The 17,539-nt window shown below is 68.9% G+C and carries 16 protein-coding genes and 1 tRNA gene; 11 read left to right on the top strand and 6 right to left on the bottom strand.

Annotation, left to right across the window (positions count from 1 at the left end; translation table 11 throughout):
- Positions 1–36 precede the first annotated feature (36 nt).
- The 5 genes from AC1RTC_RS11460 to AC1RTC_RS11440 all read left to right on the top strand — a co-directional run bounded on the left by AC1RTC_RS11460 (position 37) and on the right by AC1RTC_RS11440 (position 4,777).
- Positions 37–648, top strand: a complete 612-nt coding sequence (locus tag AC1RTC_RS11460) for a hypothetical protein (RefSeq protein ID WP_493155743.1) — start codon at positions 37–39, stop codon at positions 646–648.
- The gene (locus AC1RTC_RS11455) at positions 648–1,007 is read left to right on the top strand and encodes an SseB family protein (protein WP_493155741.1); all 360 of its coding nucleotides are present in this window, start codon (positions 648–650) and stop codon (positions 1,005–1,007) included. The genes AC1RTC_RS11460 and AC1RTC_RS11455 overlap by 1 nt, the downstream gene beginning before the upstream one ends.
- A gap of 121 nt (positions 1,008–1,128) precedes the next feature.
- On the top strand, positions 1,129–2,607 hold the full coding sequence (locus AC1RTC_RS11450; protein ID WP_493155739.1) for an MFS transporter: 1,479 nt from the start codon (positions 1,129–1,131) through the stop codon (positions 2,605–2,607).
- A gap of 15 nt (positions 2,608–2,622) precedes the next feature.
- Entirely contained in the window at positions 2,623–3,507 is an 885-nt protein-coding gene (locus tag AC1RTC_RS11445) for an aminotransferase class IV (protein WP_493155737.1), read from the top strand.
- Positions 3,508–3,673: 166 nt separating this feature from the next.
- Positions 3,674–4,777: a DUF2510 domain-containing protein gene (locus tag AC1RTC_RS11440; protein WP_493155735.1), complete on the top strand. Its 1,104-nt coding sequence runs from the start codon at positions 3,674–3,676 to the stop codon at positions 4,775–4,777.
- 122 nt (positions 4,778–4,899) lie between these two features.
- Here the strand turns inward: AC1RTC_RS11440 and radA are convergent, their stop codons facing one another.
- Positions 4,900–6,240 carry a DNA repair protein RadA gene (gene radA / locus AC1RTC_RS11435; protein ID WP_493155733.1) on the bottom strand — a complete coding sequence of 447 codons (1,341 nt, stop codon included), beginning with the start codon at positions 6,238–6,240 and terminating at the stop codon, positions 4,900–4,902.
- A gap of 48 nt (positions 6,241–6,288) precedes the next feature.
- On the opposite strand from radA, the gene AC1RTC_RS11430 reads away from it, so the two are divergent.
- Positions 6,289–6,603: a hypothetical protein gene (locus tag AC1RTC_RS11430; protein ID WP_493155731.1), complete on the top strand. Its 315-nt coding sequence runs from the start codon at positions 6,289–6,291 to the stop codon at positions 6,601–6,603.
- Positions 6,600–6,881, top strand: a complete 282-nt coding sequence (locus AC1RTC_RS11425) for a hypothetical protein (protein ID WP_493155730.1) — start codon at positions 6,600–6,602, stop codon at positions 6,879–6,881. The genes AC1RTC_RS11430 and AC1RTC_RS11425 overlap by 4 nt, the downstream gene beginning before the upstream one ends.
- Here the strand turns inward: AC1RTC_RS11425 and AC1RTC_RS11420 are convergent.
- Positions 6,825–7,541 (bottom strand): SGNH/GDSL hydrolase family protein, encoded by a 717-nt coding sequence (locus AC1RTC_RS11420; protein WP_493155729.1) that lies wholly within the window; start codon positions 7,539–7,541, stop codon positions 6,825–6,827. The genes AC1RTC_RS11425 and AC1RTC_RS11420 overlap by 57 nt on opposite strands.
- Positions 7,542–7,584: 43 nt before the next feature.
- Between AC1RTC_RS11420 and AC1RTC_RS11415 the strand changes: the two genes are divergently transcribed.
- Positions 7,585–7,674 (top strand) — tRNA-Ser (locus AC1RTC_RS11415).
- 157 nt (positions 7,675–7,831) lie between these two features.
- Here AC1RTC_RS11415 and AC1RTC_RS11410 read toward each other — a convergent pair.
- From AC1RTC_RS11410 to AC1RTC_RS11400, 3 genes are read right to left on the bottom strand one after another with little or no spacing between them, the layout of a single operon-like run.
- Entirely contained in the window at positions 7,832–8,701 is an 870-nt protein-coding gene (locus AC1RTC_RS11410) for a fumarylacetoacetate hydrolase family protein (RefSeq protein WP_493155727.1), read from the bottom strand.
- Entirely contained in the window at positions 8,698–9,624 is a 927-nt protein-coding gene (locus AC1RTC_RS11405) for an SMP-30/gluconolactonase/LRE family protein (protein WP_493155725.1), read from the bottom strand. The genes AC1RTC_RS11410 and AC1RTC_RS11405 overlap by 4 nt, the downstream gene beginning before the upstream one ends.
- Positions 9,625–9,626: 2 nt before the next feature.
- Positions 9,627–12,464: an FAD-binding and (Fe-S)-binding domain-containing protein gene (locus tag AC1RTC_RS11400; RefSeq protein ID WP_493155723.1), complete on the bottom strand. Its 2,838-nt coding sequence runs from the start codon at positions 12,462–12,464 to the stop codon at positions 9,627–9,629.
- 179 nt (positions 12,465–12,643) lie between these two features.
- Here AC1RTC_RS11400 and AC1RTC_RS11395 point away from each other — a divergent pair, with 179 nt between their 5' ends.
- Positions 12,644–13,363 (top strand): phytanoyl-CoA dioxygenase family protein, encoded by a 720-nt coding sequence (locus AC1RTC_RS11395; protein ID WP_493155721.1) that lies wholly within the window; start codon positions 12,644–12,646, stop codon positions 13,361–13,363.
- Positions 13,360–14,193 (top strand): helix-turn-helix domain-containing protein, encoded by an 834-nt coding sequence (locus tag AC1RTC_RS11390; protein WP_493155719.1) that lies wholly within the window; start codon positions 13,360–13,362, stop codon positions 14,191–14,193. The genes AC1RTC_RS11395 and AC1RTC_RS11390 overlap by 4 nt, the downstream gene beginning before the upstream one ends.
- A 21-nt stretch (positions 14,194–14,214) precedes the next feature.
- Here the strand turns inward: AC1RTC_RS11390 and AC1RTC_RS11385 are convergent, their stop codons facing one another.
- Complete coding sequence (locus AC1RTC_RS11385; RefSeq protein ID WP_493155717.1) at positions 14,215–16,500, bottom strand: hypothetical protein; 2,286 nt, start codon at positions 16,498–16,500, stop codon at positions 14,215–14,217.
- A 211-nt stretch (positions 16,501–16,711) separates the two neighbouring features.
- On the opposite strand from AC1RTC_RS11385, the gene AC1RTC_RS11380 reads away from it, so the two are divergent.
- Positions 16,712–17,524, top strand: a complete 813-nt coding sequence (locus tag AC1RTC_RS11380) for an IclR family transcriptional regulator (RefSeq protein ID WP_493155715.1) — start codon at positions 16,712–16,714, stop codon at positions 17,522–17,524.
- Positions 17,525–17,539 lie beyond the last annotated feature (15 nt).

Raw genomic sequence — 17,539 nt, 5'->3', positions numbered from 1 at the left:
CCCGAGCCTCGGCGGGAGCGCGCTTACCCTGTGGTCATGTCGACGTTCCGCACCCCGGTCGGTCCACAGCCCAGCCGTGTCTACTGGCGGCGACGGCTGGTCGTGGCCCTGGGCCTCATCGCGGTCGTGGTCATCATCATCCTCATCATCGTGAAGCCCGGCTCGGGCGCCCCGGCCCCGACGCCGAAGGCGACCAACTCGAACTCCGCCGCCGCGAACCCCGGCTCGACCAACCCCGCGGACGCCGTCGCCTGCGACCCCAAGAAGGTCACCATCGAGGCGACCACGGACTCCAACAGCTACGACGCCGGTGTGAACCCGATCCTGTCCTTCACCCTGAAGAGCCTCATGACCGAGCCGTGCTCGATCGGCGCGGGATCCGACCTGCAGGAGTACAAAGTCACGAGCGGCGACGAGCTCATCTGGACGTCGAAGGACTGCCAGACGGATCCGGTCGCGGCAACCACCGTCCTCATGCCCGGAGTGCCCAAGGCCGGCCCGCCCGTCACCTGGGACCGCACCCGCTCCTCCACCGACACGTGCACCACCACCCGCGAGCAGGTCATCGCGGGCGGCGCGAGCTACCACCTGACGGTCACGCTCGGTGACCTCGCGTCGACCAACGACCGGCAGTTCCTGCTGTACTGATGACCGACCTCGCCGAAGCCCTCGAGGCCCAGGACGCGGTGCGCGTCGCCCTCGCCCTGCGCAACGGGATGGTGACCGTGCCGCTGCTGCCCGTGGACGGTCCGCCGCAAGTGCGCGTATTCCGCCGAGGGGACGCGGACAAGTACATGCTGCTGCTCTTCTCGTCGCCCGAGACCTATGTCGCCATGGTGCCGGAGGAGCCGGAGCATCCCGTCGCCTCCTATGACGGTGCCGCGCTCAAAGACTTCCTGGCGACGAACCTCGGCGTGCTTGAGTCGGTCTGGTTCGACGTGGCCGGCCCGCACGCGATGCAGGCCACCCCGCAGGACGTGCTCGACGCACTCGAGCTCGGCGCCTAGGTCGGCGCGCTACAGGTTCCCCGTCGCGCTACAGCGACTTCTGTAGCGCGACGCGAAACCTGTAGCGCGGGCGGCTCGGGGAGGCCTGGACCGGCAAACGCCCGGGGGTAGAGTCGGACGAGTGGTTATAGCGGACGACGGCGACGAGCGGGGCTCCCTCACACCGCGGCAGCGCAAGCGCCTCACCCGGGTGCGCAGCGACAACGCGATGATCGCGACGCTCGCCGCGACGGGCCTCATCGCGGCGTTCATGCAGACGGTCGTCACCCCGATCATCCCGGAGCTTCCGACCCTGCTGGACACGACGCGGGCGGATGCCTCATGGGTGCTCACCGCCACTCTGCTCGCGGCCGCCATCTCCACGCCGATCAGCGGCCGCCTCGGCGACATGTACGGCAAGCGGCGCGTCATGCTCACACTGCTCGTGATCATGGCGGTCGGCTGCATCATCGCCGCGCTCTCCAACTCGCTCATCCCGATGGTCGTGGGCCGTGTGCTTCAGGGCATCGGGCTGGGCGTGATCGCGCTCGGCATCAGCATCCTGCGCGACGTGATCCACCCCAAGAACCTGGGCGGCGCGGTCGCCCTCGTGAGCGCGACCCTCGGCGTCGGCGGCGCGCTCGGTCTCCCGCTCGCCGCGACCATCGCGCAGTACCTCGACTGGCACTTCCTGTTCTGGCTCGCGACCGCGCTGAGCGGGGTAGCGATCATCGCGGTCGCCACGGTGATCCCGGTCAGCACGCTCCGCACCGGCGGGCACTTCGACCTCGTCGGCGCGATCGGGCTGGCGGTCGGCCTAGTCGGAATACTGCTCGGCGTTTCGAAGGGCAACGAGTGGGGCTGGACCAGCCCGCTCACGCTCTCCCTGCTCATCGGCGGGCTGGCGGTGCTCGTGGGCTGGGGCTTCTTCGAGCTGCGATCGCCCAATCCGCTCGTCGACCTGCGGGTGGCCGTGCGGCGGACCGTGCTGCTCACCAACCTCGCGTCGATCGCGGTGGGCTTCGCGTTCTTCGTGTGCACCGCGTCGCTGCCGATCGTGCTCGAGTCGCCCGTGGACAGCGGGGTCGGCCTCGGCCTCCCGCTCATCCTTGCGAGTCTCTGTCTGATGCCGCTCGGCCTCGTGATGTTCTTCCTGTCGCCCGTGGCCGCCCGGCTCTCCGCCGCGCGCGGCCCGCGCACGAGCCTGATCCTCGGCAGCATCATCATCACTGTCGGCTTCACGCTCGCGGTGTTCTTCCTCGACGAGGTGTGGCACGTCATCCTGGTCTCGACCATCACCGGCATCGGCGTGGGCTTCGCCTACGCGGCGATGCCGACGCTCATCATGCGCGCCGTGCCGCCGAGCGAGACCGCGGCGGCGAACGGACTGAACTCCGTGATGCGCACGCTCGGCTCGACGATCTCGGCGACGCTGGTCGGCATCATCCTGGCCACCCACGTCGTGGTCACCGACGACGTCGGCACCCCGAGCCGCGAGGCCTTCGCCTACGTCTTCATCATGGGCGCTGGGGTGGTGCTCGCCGGTGTGGTGCTCGCGCTGTTCATCCCGCGGAGGTTCGCGGACTACGACACCTCGAGCATCCCGGTGCAGGGCGGTTAGCGGGAGAATGTGACGATGCCAGTCCTCGCGATCCTCAACCGCCCGTCTCGGGATGCCCCGGCGCACGCCCCCGGAGCCCCCGCGTTCCACTTCGCCGACCCCACCGCGCCCCAGCTGAGCGTCCAGGACCTGGGTGCGACCCGCGGCGACGGGATCTTCGAAACCATCAGTGTGGGTTACGGCAAGCCGCAGGCCCTCGAGCACCACCTGCGCCGATTCGCCGCCTCCGCGCGCACGCTTGCCCTGCCCGAGCCGGACCTCGACGCGTGGCGCTCGGCCATTCTCGCGGTGGTCGACGCCCTCGAGCCCGTCGACGAGGCGTACGTGAAGACGGTCATGACCCGCGGCGTCGAGGGCGATGACAAGCCGACCGGCTGGGTCTACGGGTCGGCGTCGGCGGACTTCTCGAGGGTCCGCAAGGAGGGCATCCGCGTCGTGCTGCTCGACCGTGGATACCGCCACGACATCGAGGCGACCGCGCCGTGGCTCCTCGCCGGCGCGAAGACCCTCAGCTACGCGGTCAACCGGGCGGTAGCCCGCGAGGCCGCTCGCCGCGAGGCGGACGACGTCGTGTTCGTGTCGAGCGACGGGATACTGCTCGAGGGCCCGACCTCGACGCTCGTGTTCCGCCGGGGAAACAGGCTGCTGACGCCGGGCACCGGCCTGGGCATCCTTGACGGAACCACCCAGGCCAACGTGTTCCACTACGCGGAGGCGCAGGGCCTGGATACCGGGTACGAACTCGCCGGCCCCGAGGCGCTGCTGGGGGCGGATGCCGCGTGGCTGGTGTCGAGCGTGCGCCTCGCCGCCCCGATCCGGGCCGTGGACGGGGTCGAGCTCGCGATCGACCACGAGTTCACGGCGGCGCTCAACGCGCACCTGAAAGGGCTGGTTGAGTAGGCCGTGCACGGCCGTATCGAAACCAGATCGCACTGGGTTTCGATACGCGCCCCAGAGGGCGCTACTCAACCGGCGGAAGCGGGTAGCCGGGAGGTTGCCGTAACGATGGCGTGTCAATGGGTAGAACCGACTTTCTATCGGGTAGGGCTGCGGTTAGTCTTGGCTGGTGGACGACGAGAAATTCGGTGTGCCCGCGGGCTGGTATCCAGACCCGCTCGGGCTGCCCCAGCTGCGCTGGTGGGACGCGCAGGCCTGGACCGAGCACACCTCTGAAGCCCGCGCGCCCATCGTGCTGCAGCCGGCCGCCCGCACCGCGTACGAGGACGAAGCCCTTCCCTCGCGCCGCGACGTGCGCGAGCGCGAGCGCCGCGAGAACGGCGAGCCCGCAACCGGCACCATCGACATCCCCGCCGCAGAGCTCGCCGGCCACGACCTCATCGAGGCCGAGCTGGGCACGGACACCGACGCCGAGCAGGGCGAGCTGAGTGCCCAGCCCCTCCTCGCCATGACCCTTCGCGAACTCGAGCCCCCGCTCGAGGACACGCTGGACCAGGTCACCCCCGGTCCGCGCCGCGCGAGCTCGCACGCGAACGCCGTGCCCGCGGCATCCGCGCTCAGCGCTCTCGCCGAGGAGGCCGCGCCCGAGCGCGCCATCAAGACCATGCAGACCTACACGGGCGCCGCGTGGGCAATCGCGCTCATGCCGCTGTTCCAGCTCGCCGTGCTGGTCGTACTGATCCTCACCGGTCTCGGCAGCAACCTGCCCCTCGTGCTGACCATCGTGTTCGCGCCGTACCTGCTGGTGCTCGGCTTCGCCGCCTACGACAAGCTGCTGCTGCAGGTGTGGGGCCACGAGAGGCCGGCGCGTGCGCGGTGGGCGCTGCTGGCGGAGCCGGGATACCTCGTCGCTCGCGGCATCCGGACCGTGAAGGAGACCGGCCGCGGCTTCGCGCCACTGGCCGTGTTCGGGTCGTCCGTGGTCGCCGTTCTGGCGGGCATCCTGATCCTCCCCGGCATTCTGATCTCGCTGTTCCCGGCCAGCTTCGCGCACGAGGTCGAGCAGTCGGTCCGCGCGGATGCCGCGGCGCTCGGTGCCGAGCTGACCGTCGAGTGCCCCGCCCCGCCGCTGCTCATCGGCGACACGTTCAGCTGTGTAGCGACGAAGCCCTCGGGGGAGACGGACTCGATAGCGGTCAGCCTCCAGCGCCAGAACGGCTGGATCTCCTGGCAGGTCGAGGACTGGGGCCTCTGGGTCCTGACCGCTCCGTAACCACCAGGCTGGTTGAGTAGCGCGCTCTGGCGCGCGTATCGAAACCGGGGCGCGTTGGGGGTTTCGATACGGGCGCCAGAGCGCCCACTCAACCCGCTAGCGTGGACGGCCCACTCAACCCGCTAGAACTCGGGGATGTCTACCCGATCGGCGGTCGAGCCCGCGAACGCGAGCCGCACCGCCTCGCGCAGGTGGATCGCGTCAGAGTCGATCACGGTCGCGAAGCCCAGCCGCTTCGCCTCCGCCACGCGCTGCTTCGCGTTCGACGCCGGGCGGATCTCGCCCGCGAGGCTGATCTCCCCGATCACCGCCTGCGTCACCGGGAACGCCTTGTCCTTGTAGGCGCTGGCGATCGCGAGGGCGATCGCGAGGTCGGCACCGGGCTCGGTGATGCGGATGCCCCCGACCGTCGACACGTACACGTCGTACCCGCTCAGCGGCAGGCCGGCGCGGCGCTCGAGCACCGCGAGCAGCATCGCCACCCGCGAGCTGTCGACGCCGTTGACCACGCGCCGCGGCTGCGGAGCCTGCGACTTCACGATGAGCGCCTGCACCTCGACCGGTAGCGCGCGCCGGCCCTCGACCGCGATCGTGACGCACGTGCCGCTCGTGGGCGTGCGGGCGCGGGAGAGGAACAGCCCGCTCGGGTCGGCGACCTCGGCGATGCCGTCGCCGGTCATCTCGAAGCAGCCGACCTCGTCGGTCGGGCCGAAGCGGTTCTTGTGCGCGCGGACGAACCGCAGCGACGTCTGCCGGTCGCCCTCGAACTGCAGCACCACGTCCACGAGGTGCTCGAGCAGCCGGGGCCCCGCGATCGTGCCGTCTTTCGTGACGTGGCCGACGAGCAGCACCGGGAGGTTGCGGTCCTTGCTGATGCGGATGAGCGTCGACGCGACCTCCCGCACCTGCGAGGGCCCGCCCGCGAGGCCGTCGGTGAGGCCGGATGCCACGGTCTGCACCGAGTCGACGATGACGAGCTGCGGCGACACCTGGTCGATCTGCCCCAGGATGGTCGCGAGGTCGGTCTCGGCCGCAAGGTAGAGCGACGGCTGGAGAGCTCCCGTCCGCTCCGCGCGCAGGCGCACCTGGCTCACGGACTCCTCCGCGCTCACGTACAGCACCCGCTGCCCGGACGCGGCGGCCCGCGACGCGACTTCGAGCAGCAGCGTTGACTTGCCGACGCCCGGCTCGCCGCTCAGCAGTATCGCGGCGCCGGGGACGATGCCGCCGCCGAGCACCCGGTCGAACTCCGCGATGCCGCTCGGCCAGTGCGCGACCGACTCCGCGCCGATCTCCGTGATCGACATGGCCCCGCGGACGGGCGCGACCGCGGTCACCCGCGCGGCGGGGGCCGTGGCATCCACCACCGTGTTCCACTGCTGGCACTCGCCGCAGCGGCCCACCCACTTGACGCTCGTCCAGCCGCACTCGGTGCAGCGGAACTGGGTTGTCGGGCGAGCCATGCGGCAAGCTTAGGCTTGGGCAACGACAACGCAGTCGAGGAGGCCAGCGTGGTGGATTCACGGTACGACCCGGCGTTCCAGCGGGGTTTCGAGCCCGCCGAGCCGCCCCCGGAGGACGTCGAAGTGCCGCGCCGCAACCCCTGGCTCGTGGTCCTCTGGACGCTCGCCGTCGTCTTCACGGCCGGCGGCGCCGCGGCCCTCTACTACTCGACGCTCGCGCTCAGCTCCCCGAACCTCGACAACACGGTCACCTTCTACGTGATACCGCAGCTGCTGCAGGCTATCGCGCCGTGGCTTGTCGGGGTGGGCCTGGCCACGCTCTCCGGCGTCGTCTTCGTGCACGCTGTGCAGTGGCGACGGTGAGGCCGGTACTCGCCCTCCTCGCCGCCGGGCTGATCGCCATTGCCGCGGGATGCCTCGCCCTCTGGCGCACGACGGCTGACTACCTCGACCACCCCATGGCCCCGTCGAGCACCTCGGGCAACCGCGTGTACGTGCTGCCGGACGGCTCACTCGGAGCATACGCGCCGTTCACCGTGGGGCTCGAGCCGGTGCTGATCGGCTGCGGGATCGTCGTCGTCGCCCTAGCCTGCTTCCTGGGCGCCGTCCTCCACCGCGGCCACCCGCGCGTCGACGGCTGACTCGAACGCGGAGGCCCACACCCGGTAGCCGCGGTCGTTCGGGTGGAACAGGTCTCCCGCGAACTGCGTGCTCACGCCCCACAGCCCCTGCCGCCGGGTTCGGGCGTGCAGCGGCGCGACGACGAGGCTGCGGGCCGCCGCGGCATCCCGGACTATGCGGTTCGCCACCGCCACCCGCCTCTCCGCCGGCAGGAAGTGGAAGCTCGGCAGGTCGGCGACGATCGAGTGCGGGGGCAGGGCGTCGAAGAGCTCCCGGATGCCGCGGGCGAACCGCTCCTCGTCGAACCCGGCGATATCGTTCGCGCCGATGCTGACGGTCACGAGGTCGGGCTGGAGCCCGGCGAGCGCGGGCAGCTCCCGCTCGATCGCCATGCCCACCGTCGCCCCGGAGATGCCGAGGTTCACGACCCGCCACCGCGGCCCGAGCCGCTTCGCGAGCACCCCCACGTAGCTGTGCGCGGGGCGGCTGGCCCCGATGCCCTGCGCCGCGGAGTCCCCGATCGCCACGTACAGCAGCTCGCCCGGCGCCTTCCGGCGCTCCCGCCAGAACGAGGAGTGCACCGGGATGGCCTCGGCCAGCCGCCCCCGCCACACGCGCTGGCGGCGCACCAGGTAGACCACCCACAGCGCGATGGCGAGCCCCAGGACGACGAACTCCATCCCTCGACACTAGGCGCGCCCGCCGTGTACTAAACTCTCTCCCGGAACCGTGTCCGAGCGGCCGAAGGTGCAACTCTCGAAAAGTTGTGTGGGTGAGAGCCCACCGTGGGTTCAAATCCCACCGGTTCCGCCAGCGACAGGAAGCCCCAGCAACTCTGATTGATCAGAGCCCGCTGGGGCTTCCTGCTGTGGCGCAACCGGTTTGGACGCGAAGCCACTCGCGGGACTAGGGGTTCAGATGCCACCGATCGAGGATGAGCCCCTCGGGGCGCCGGGCGCCATCCTGATCCCTAGGCGACGGGTCGCGGCGGCACCACGCGCTGGGTTTGCGTGCCCAGGCGCGTCATGCTCAGCGTCATGGTCTCGCCGCCCTTGAGATAGGTGGGAGGGTTCTGGCCCATTCCGACGCCGGGAGGTGTTCCGGTGTTGATGAGGTCGCCGGGCTCCAGGGCCATGAACTGGCTGAGGTAGTGGACGATGAAGTTCGGGCTGAAGATCATCGTCGAGGTCGAACCGTCCTGGCGGCGTTCTCCGTCGATGTCCAGAGTCATACGGAGGTCGAGGACGTTGCCGATCTCGTCGGGAGTGACGAGGTAGGGCCCGGCGGGGTTGAACGTCGGCGCGGACTTGCCTTTCGACCACTGGCCACCGCGCTCGATCTGCCACTCGCGCTCGCTCACGTCGTTGACGAGGACGTAACCGGCGATGGAGCGCGCAGCCGCGGCCTCGTCTTCGAGGTACGAGCTGCGACGGCCGATGACGATGCCGAGCTCCACCTCCCAGTCGGTCTTGGCAGATCCGCGGGGGATGAGCACGTCGTCATCCGGTCCGATGAGAGTGTTCGGCGACTTGGTGAACAGGATCGGCTCTGCCGGCACGGCCTGGCCGGTCTCGGCGGCGTGGTCGCGGTAGTTGAGACCGATGCACAGGATCTGGTGCGGGCGGGCGATAGGGGCGCCGAAGCGGCGGCCGTGGAGCGGCTCGACCCGCCCAGCGGCGACCCGTTGGGCGACAACTGACTCAAGGGTCGTGAGTGCGCCCGAGGCGAAGAACCGTCCGTCGAAGTCGCCGACCACGTCCGACAGGTCGACGAACAGGTCATCTCCCAGGACGACGCCCGGCACCTCGGCCCCGGCCGGCCCGATCCTCACAAGTCTCATGCGCTGCTCTCCTCTGTGTCTGGCCGCTGCCAGTAGGGTTTGATGGTGCTCCCGGCCCAGCAATGGGCGGGGAGCCCGGTGACGCCGGCGCAGGCAAGGAAGATCGCGCCGGAGCCGTCCGTGATCGTGGCCAGGCCCTCCTGGGCCGTCGTGATTGCAAGGGTGCCGAGGTCCGCCCCCACGAAGCTCGCACTGGTCGCCTGCTCGGCATCGACGTGCACGACGTCGAGAAGCTCGCCCGAGGGAGAGTGCCTGCGCACACTGCCGCCTCCGTACTGCGCGACCCAGAGCATCCCCGCCGCGTCGACGGTCAGACCGTCCGGGTGCGCGGGCAGATCGCCCTCGTCCAGCACCGTGACCCACTGCTCGCGCCGATCGAAGGGCCCCGGCCCGTATGAGTGGCGGGACACCGTCCGGGCGAGAGTGTCCACGTGGTAGATCGTGCGGCCGTCCGGCGCGAAGGCGACGCCGTTCGACAGCCGCACTCCCTCGCGCAGCGTCTCGATCCGGCCGTTCGGATACACCCGCAGAAGCTCATCATCGCCTGTCTCCCCGTCCAAGGAGAGGCTGCCGACGACGAAAGCTCCGAACCGATCCGCGCTTCCGTCGTTGAGCCGAGCGCCCGCGCGGTCGCCCAGGAGGTCGGGCCCGAACGAGAGCACGCCCTCGACCGAGACCGTCGCGAGGCCGCGAGCTGCCGCCACCAACAGTCCGCCGTCCTCGGCGAGCGCCACGGCTCCGGCGGTCTGGCCGATGCTGAGTTCGTGCACGTCCTCGATACGGCCGTTCTGCAACGCGCCGGACAGGACCCGGCCCTTGCCGATATCCACCCACCGCACGCGCTCGGCGCGGTCGTCCCAGATGACGCCCTCGCCCAGTTCGTAGACAGCGGCGGTCGCTGGCGAACCAGTGTGGAGTGCCATCGTCAACTCCGCCCTACCGAGGCGGCGTCGAGCACTTCGAGCACGTGCTGGTAGCGGTGACCGGTGGCTCGGGTCATCCCGATCTCGCAGGTGCGGTTGCAAGAGGCATAGGCGTCGAACTCGGCCGAGCCGACCTCTGCCGATTCGCGCGATGTGGCGCTGGCGGTGAGCTCCGGATGAAGCATCCCGCGGTCGCCCGCGAACGCGCAGCAGCCCCAGTCCACCGGCACGCTGACCTCTGCCGCGACCGCGCCGGCGAGCACCGCGAGGTTCGGGTTGGAGCCCGCGCGGGTGCTCGAGCAGGTGGGGTGCAGCGCCAGGCTGGTCAGCCGCTGCTCCACGTCGAGCCGTGGCAGGATGTGCTCGGTGGCGAAGTCGACTGCGTCGACAACCCGCAGCTCGGGGTGCGCCTTCTCGAGCGCGAGCGCCAGTCCCTCGGAGCACGACGAGTTGTCGCACACCACCGGCAGACGACCCTGATCGGATGCCTCCCACAGGGCGGCCGCCGTGCGCTCGACCATGTCGTGGTATCCGTCGAGCATCCCCTTCGACTTCCACGGCGTGCCGCAGCACAGACTGCCGATGCCGTCCGGACGCACCAGGCCGATGCCCGCCTTCTCGGCCAGCGACTGGAACGCCACAGCGACACCCTCGCCGCCCTCGGCGGGTCCGAACATGGTGCCGACGCACGCCTGGAAGTACACGGCCTCGGCTGTACCCGTAGTACCGGGCTTGCGCGCACCTCCGCCGCGCGGCAGGTCCTTCGACCACAGCGGCAGAGTGTCCGCGCCCACCAGAGCGCGCCCGGCCCTGTTGGGGCCGGTGATGAGCGGGGCAGGGACGACGGATGCCACGCTCAGGGCGAGGGACGCGACCTTCGTCGTGGCGCCCCACGCCTTCCCCGCCGCGCTCCACACCGCGCTCTCGACGGCGCCGACAGTCTCGGACCGCAGCCGCCGAACGAGATCACCGGTGTTGATGAGCACGGGGCAGGCGGTTTGGCACATCCCGTCGACGGCGCAGGTATCGACCACCTCGTACTCCTGCGCCGCCCGCAGCTCTCTAGCGAGGGCGGTGTCGCCGCGCAGGTCGGCCTCGGCTATCGCGCGCTGGACGACGATGCGCTGCCGGGGCGTCGTGGTCAGGTCTTTGCTGGGGCACACCGGCTCGCAGTAGCCGCACTCGACGCAGCGGTCGACCTCGACCTCGACGGTCGGGGTGGACTTGAGGTTGCGCAGGTGCAGGTCTGCGTCGATGGTGAGGATCGCATCCGGATTCAGGATGCCCGCCGGGTCGAACGCGCGCTTGATGTCGAGCATGATGCGGTACAGCACGGGCCCGTACTGCCGCTCGACGAACGGCGCCATGATGCGGCCGGTGCCGTGCTCGGCCTTCAGGGTGCCGCCCGCGCCGAGGACGAGTTCTACCATGTCCTCGGTGAAGGCGCGGTAGCGGGCGAGGTTGCCCTCGTTCGTGAAGTCCTCGTTGATCAGGAAGTGCACGTTGCCGTCCTTCGCGTGGCCGAAGACCACTGCGTCGCCGTATCCGTGCACCTCGAACAGCCGCGTCAGCCCCGTGCAGGTCTCCGACAGTCGGGCGACGGGGACGGCGATGTCCTCAAGCAGGGCGGTGGTGCCCGACGGGCGGGCGCCGGCCACAGTCGCGTAGAGGCCTTTCCGGATGTGCCACAGGGATTCCCGGTGTTTCGCGTCGTCGGTGAGCTCGGGCTCTGCGGCAAGAGTCAAGGAGCCGAACAGCCGCTCGGCGTGGTGAGTCAGGGCCGCGAGCTCCTGAGGCGTCGCCGCCTGGTACTCGACGAGCAGCGCGCAGTGGTCCACGATGTCGAACGCGGGCAGGGCGTTGCGCGACTCCGGGTCGACGAGCGCGGCGCGCAGGGACGCCGCATCCATCAGCTCGACGGTGGCAGGGCCCGTGGCGATGATGTCGACGAGGGCGTCGGTCGCGGCCCGCAGGGTGGGGAACACCAGCAGCGTCGTGGCGGCGTGCTTGTGCAGCGGCACCGTGTTGAACGTGGCCTCGGCGACGAAGCCCAGGGTGCCCTCGCTGCCGACGATGAGGTGCGCGAGGATCTGCGTCGGAGTCTCGTGGTCGACGAGGGCGTTGATGCCGTAGCCCATGGTGTTCTTGATCTGGTACTGCCGCACGATCTCCGCTGTCAGTGCCGGGTCGGCGAGCACCTGCGCCCGCAGGTCGGCGAGCGCCCGCCAGAGCCGAGGCTCAGCCTCGGCGAGCACCGAGTCGGGCTGGGACGTGTCGACGACGGTGCCGCTGGGTAGCACGACTACTGCGGAGCGCAGCGTGCGGTAGGTGTTCTGCTCGGTGCCGCAGGCCATGCCGCTGGAGTTGTTGGCGACGACGCCGCCGATGGTGCAGGCGATCTCGCTCGCCGGGTCGGGCCCGAGCTTGCGGCCGTGGCGCAGCAGGCGCGCGTTGACCTGGCGCACGGTCACCCCGGGGCCCACTCGCGCGATGCGCCCGTCGGCCTCGATGGAGATCGACCTGAAGAACTTGCGGGTGTCGACGAGGATGCTGCCCGTCGACGCCTGCCCCGACAGCGACGTGCCGCCCGAGCGGAACGTGAGCGGCTCGCCCCCGTCCGCCGCGTACGCGAACAGCGCGGCGACCTCGGCCGCGTCTCGCGGTGTCACGACTGCGCGCGGCGTAAGGAGGTAGTGCGAGGCATCCACCGCGGCGATCACCCGGTCGAACGCACTCGTCGACACCGCGCCGACGCGGGGGAGCGAAGCCTCGATGGCGGCAGCCAGGGGCTCCTCGTCGACAGCCAGAGCTGCACGGGACGAGGGCGCGAGAAGATCCACGGTCGAGCCGCCTCCGTCCTGCGTTGGTTTGTCTAGCAACCTTACAACACACTAGATAAACTATTGGCGAGCGCGGGCGCAGCAGGATCACACATATTCTCAGCACGATATCGCCGGGTGCGGGCGCATCCTGCTCTTTAGCGTTGGGCTGACCATTCCCCCGAAGAGAAGGAGACACCATGGAAGGCCCCCAGACAGTCACGGCAGAGCAGCTCGCGAGTCTGGACGCGAACGGCTTCTACATCACCGACGTGCTGTTCGACGAGGAGCAGCTCCGAGCGGTCCGCGACGAGCTCCTCGGGCTGGCCGAGTCCCAGCCCTCCAACAAGTCCGGCGGCACGTTCGCGTACTCGCTGCACCTCAAGAGCGAGGCGTGCCGGCAGTTCCTGCGTCATCCGGTATTCGCGAGCCTGTGCACCCAGCTGCTCGGCCCGACGATCTACCAGACCTGGAACCAGATGATCGTCAAGATGCCCGGTACCGGCGGCAACTTCGCCTGGCACCAGGACGGCTACTACGGCGCCTACCAGCCCGACGGCACCCCCACGGGCGACTCGTCGGCGATGAGCGCAGCCGAGACCCTGACCTTCTGGGTCGCCCTCAACGACTCGACAGTGGAGAACGGATGCCTCTGGGCCCTGCCCGGCAAGCACAACCGAGGCCTGCTCCCGCACCGGTGGAACGAAGCGGGCCAGGAGTGGATCGGCACTTACGCCACTGATGAGGAGATCCCCGTGGAGCTGAAGGCCGGCCAGGTCCTGGTGTTCACGCGCCTGACCCCTCATCGCAGCGGCGCGAACGTCACTGACGGCCCGCGCATCGGCTATCAGATCGGCTACGCGATCGAGCCCGGCCACTACGACAGGGTGCCGTTCCTCGTGGACGGCGAGCTCGTGTGATCGTCGGCTCGGGGCTGGTCTCCCACGATCCGTCGACGGTGTTCCGGCGCGCGCCGGGGTTCTCGCTGTGGACGGCGGGAGTGCTGCTCCGAGGCTCGGCCACGTACAGCATCGGCGGTCGTGAGCGGCGGCTGGCGGCACCGTCGTTCCAGCTCATCGCTCCGGGCACGTCGTACACCCTGTCACCGGGGGCTCGGACCGGGCCGTGGGTCGAGGCGTGGGCAGTGTTCGAGCCCAGGGCGGCGTGGGCTCGGATGCTGCGCCTGCCCGAGGTCCTGCCCGGCTTGCACTCCGTGCCCTTGGGCGACTCCCGCGCTGGGCGCCGGGTCCTGCGGGCGGCCGTTGAGGGCATCCGCCTCGCGGTCCAGGTCCCGCAGTGGCGGAAAGAGATCTCCGAGTGTGCGCTCGAACAACTGCTGATCGGCTCCCAGCTCCTGCTCGAGCAGTCGCCTGCAGGCGCCGGCCGCGGGGTGGACGAGCGGGTGAGAGTGGTGGAGGCCGCCGTCCGGATGGACCTGGGCCGCGCCTGGTCCGTTTCGCAGATGGCGGAGCTCGTGCACCTCTCGCCCTCGCGATTTGCGCACCTCTTCGCGAGCCAGCTGGGTGAGCCCCCGTGGGCGTTCCTCGAGACCGTTCGCATGGAGCGCGCCCTCGAGCTCCTGCTCTCGACCAACGACGCGGTGCAGCTCATCTCTCACGCCGTGGGCTTCAAGGACCCGCTCCACTTCTCCACGCGCTTCCGCATCAGGTTCCGGATGTCTCCCAGTGAGTACCGCCTGCACCCGAGCATCCCGGAGATGGGCGCAGCCGGAACTGCCCCCGGACGCTGAGCGCCGGGGGCAGTCGCATTCCTAGTAGGAGACTGCGGGGTTCCAGTAGGTCTTGTCGTTCGCAGAATCCCCGTTCGCCTCGACCGCGAAGTAGAGGACATCGCCGGCCGTCACGCTGGTGGTGAAGCTGTACGCAGACCCGGTGAGCGTAGTGACGCTCGTGTCGCCCCAGATCTTCGTACCGTTCTTCCAGATGCTGGCGATGATGCCGTTGCCCGCTGTGGAGTCGAACTTCTTCACGGTGCCCGCGAGGGTGACTGTGCCGGTCGTCGGCGCCGTCCACTTGCGCACGGCCTGGGTGCCCACTGCCGGGTGCATCCAGTCGGAGGCGATGTAGAGGGTGCCCGCCGAGCCCGCCCAGATCTTGTTCGTGGCATCCCAGTTCATGGCGGCGTAGGTGGAGCCCGTCTTCTCGAGGTAGTTCCAGCCGTACATCCCCTGCTGGCCCATGAAATCGCCGACGCCGGTGAAGGCCGTCTGCGTGATCTGCTCGACAACCGGGTCCCAGTACGTCTTGTCGTTCGACGAGTCGCCGTTGGCATTGATAGTGAAGGCGATCTGGTCGCCGGCCGCCACAGTCAGGCCGATGTCATGGCTCTGGCCCGTGAGGTCCGTGATCGACGGCGGGCTCCAGACGAGCGTCCCGTTCTGGTAGATCGAGGCGACTACGCCGTTGCCTGCGGTCGAGTCGAACTTCCGGACAGTTCCCGTGACGCGGATTGTCCCCGCGGCGGGCGCGGTCCAGACCCGCTCGGTGAAGTAGCCGACCGTAGGGTGCATCCACTCGTTGCCGACGTAGAGAAGACCGGACGTTCCCTTCCAGACCTTGAGGGTCGAGTCCCAGGTGAGGTTGGAGAGCGTTGAGCCGTCGTACTGCTTGTAGCTCCAGTTGTTCTGACCCTGCGTGGCCGTGAACCCGGTGCTCGCGTAGTTCAGCACGTTTCCGTTGGGCAGCTTCACGACGTTGCCCGAGAGCGTGTAGTTGCTGTCTGGCCAGGTCTCGGTCCGCACCGGCGAGTGCTCTTCCACGTAGTTCAACGGCTGCGAGCGGGAGGTCTTCGTTATCGTGTTGCCGGAGATCGTCCCGCCGTTGGTGCTGTTGAACTGCGACACGAGGAACGCGGCGTGCACGTTGTTCGTCAGCAGCCCGTTGTTGCTGAACACGTTGTTGATCAGGCTGGTGTTGACGTTCTCGACGCCGCCGCTCCACTGCGGGTTGCGGTAGACCATCACCGCTTCATCCGCGTTGTCGTGGATGTAGCTGTTCTGCACAGTCACATTGGTGTCGAGGCCCTCGAAGTCCACGCCCACCCCGTCGACGAGGTTCGGCGCGTAAGTGAACCCGATGTCCACGTTGTCGGCGACGAAGTTCTTCACTCCGTTGAAGGCGAGGCCGGCGGTGCCCCAGCTCATGCCGTCCGCGCCCGAGCGCTGGACGGTGCTGTTGCGGAAGCTGCCGATGGGGGTGCCCACGATCGTGCCTTGGTTGATGCCGGTGAACACGACGCCGACCCGGGGTGAATCGGTGGCGGTGACCCCGCTAACGTCAACATTGTCGGCGTGGCGGATCTCCAGCGGTCCGTCCGCGCGCTCGATGGTGACGTCCTTGACAGTGACGTTGGTGAGGCGCTGGTAGGTCGTGCCGCCCTGATCCTCCTTGTAGGTGAAGATGCCCATCGAGAACGTCGCTGCCTTCAGCGGAGCGAGCCGGTTGTCGGCGGTCGGGTAAGGGTCGAGCGGCCACTTGGTGATGTCGTGCACGTAGACGTTCTCTATCCACAGGCCGTCCCGGGTGCCCGTCGCCTCGTTGCGGTAGAAAATCCCGGACTTCACGAAACCGACCTCGAGGTTGGAGATCTTCCAACCCGCGACATTGTGGAGGTAGACGCCGTAGAGGATGCCGTTGGCCGCGAGGTTCGTCGGATTGGGCGCGGGAATCGCCGCCACCGAGGCGTACGGGAAGATCTTCGGCCGATCGCCTGTGCCGTAGGACGACAGCGTGATCCAGTTCGAGGAAGACCCGTTGCCGTTCAGTGTCAGACCCTCGCCCGACCAGGTGTCGCCGCTCTTGAGGAGCACGGTGTCGCCGGGGGAGAACGTCTGCGCCGACACCTTCGTCAGCGACTTCCAGGGGGCGGCGGTGCTCGTGCCGGCGTTGCTGTCGCTGCCGGTCGAGAAACTGACGTAGTAGGTGGTGCCGACGGCATTCGCGGGCGTTGCCGCCAGGAACCCGAGTATCAAGGACAGCGCGGAGGCGAGGGCGATGTTGCGCGCCCATCTTCTCGCGCGCGACGCTTCTTTCTGCATTTCACAACTCCCAAATAGTTGAGGCCAGTGGTGGGCACACGCTAACAGCCCAGTTTGCAATGCGCAACGAGGGTTTGCTATGTAGCAGGAATCCACATACGGGGCTCGCGATGTGTGTCGAGAAAAGAAGAATCATCAAGCTTGCTTGACAAACCTGTGGTTTATGATTGCCCTGCTTCCCGACAGCGTCGCTATCCATCGAAGAGGTCATATGTCAACGCGCGATTCGCTCTCCCAGCCCAAGGGCAGCAGGCAGACGGTCAATGTCCTGCAGAAGGCGCTCGACGTCATCGAGCAGGTCGTCTGGTCGCGGCCGATGACCCTCGGCGAGCTCGCGGAGGCCTCCAGCGTCGAGAAGGCCGCGGTGTACCGCATCGTCAACACCCTGATCGAGCGCGACTACGTCGCGCAGGACAAGGAGACGCGGCGCTTTGTGCCCGGCGCGAAACTGCGGGCGCTGAGTGCGATGGTCGAGCCGGATATCGATCCCGTCGCCATCGTGAGCCCCTACCTCGCCGAGCTCGAGGACGAGTTCGGCGAGACCGTCAACTTCGGCATGATCGTAGGCCCGGAGGTGCATTACCTCAAGATCCTCGAGAGCGAGCACTCCCTGCGCATGACGACCTCGATGGAGGACCGGGACCCGGCCTACGCGACGGCGCTCGGTAAGGCGGTGCTCTCCAAACTCGATGAGACCGTGGTCAGGAACATCTTCGAGGGGGTGGTCTTCCACCAGCAGACGCCGCGGACAGTCGACTCCCTCGACCGGCTAGTCCAAGAGCTCGACGTGTGCCGCGACCGCGGCTTCGCGCTGGACGACGAGGAGAACGCGACCGGTGCGCTCTGCGTCGCGGCGGCCATCGACGCTGGCGAGGACACCCGCTACGCGATCAGCATCTCCGCGCCACTGGTGCGGGTCAACGAGGAACTCGTCTCCCGGCTCGGCGCGCGGCTCAGGGAGGTCGCCACCCAGGTCGCCCCCCGGCTTGCGAACCGCTCGGATTCGGCCATCGCTTCGCAGTAGCCCGAAGACGCGAAA

This window comes from Rhodoglobus sp. GW821-FHT12B09 (assembly GCF_058809925.1).
The sequence above is the reverse complement of the archived record's forward strand: the minus strand, read 5'-3'. Positions and strand labels throughout refer to the sequence as shown.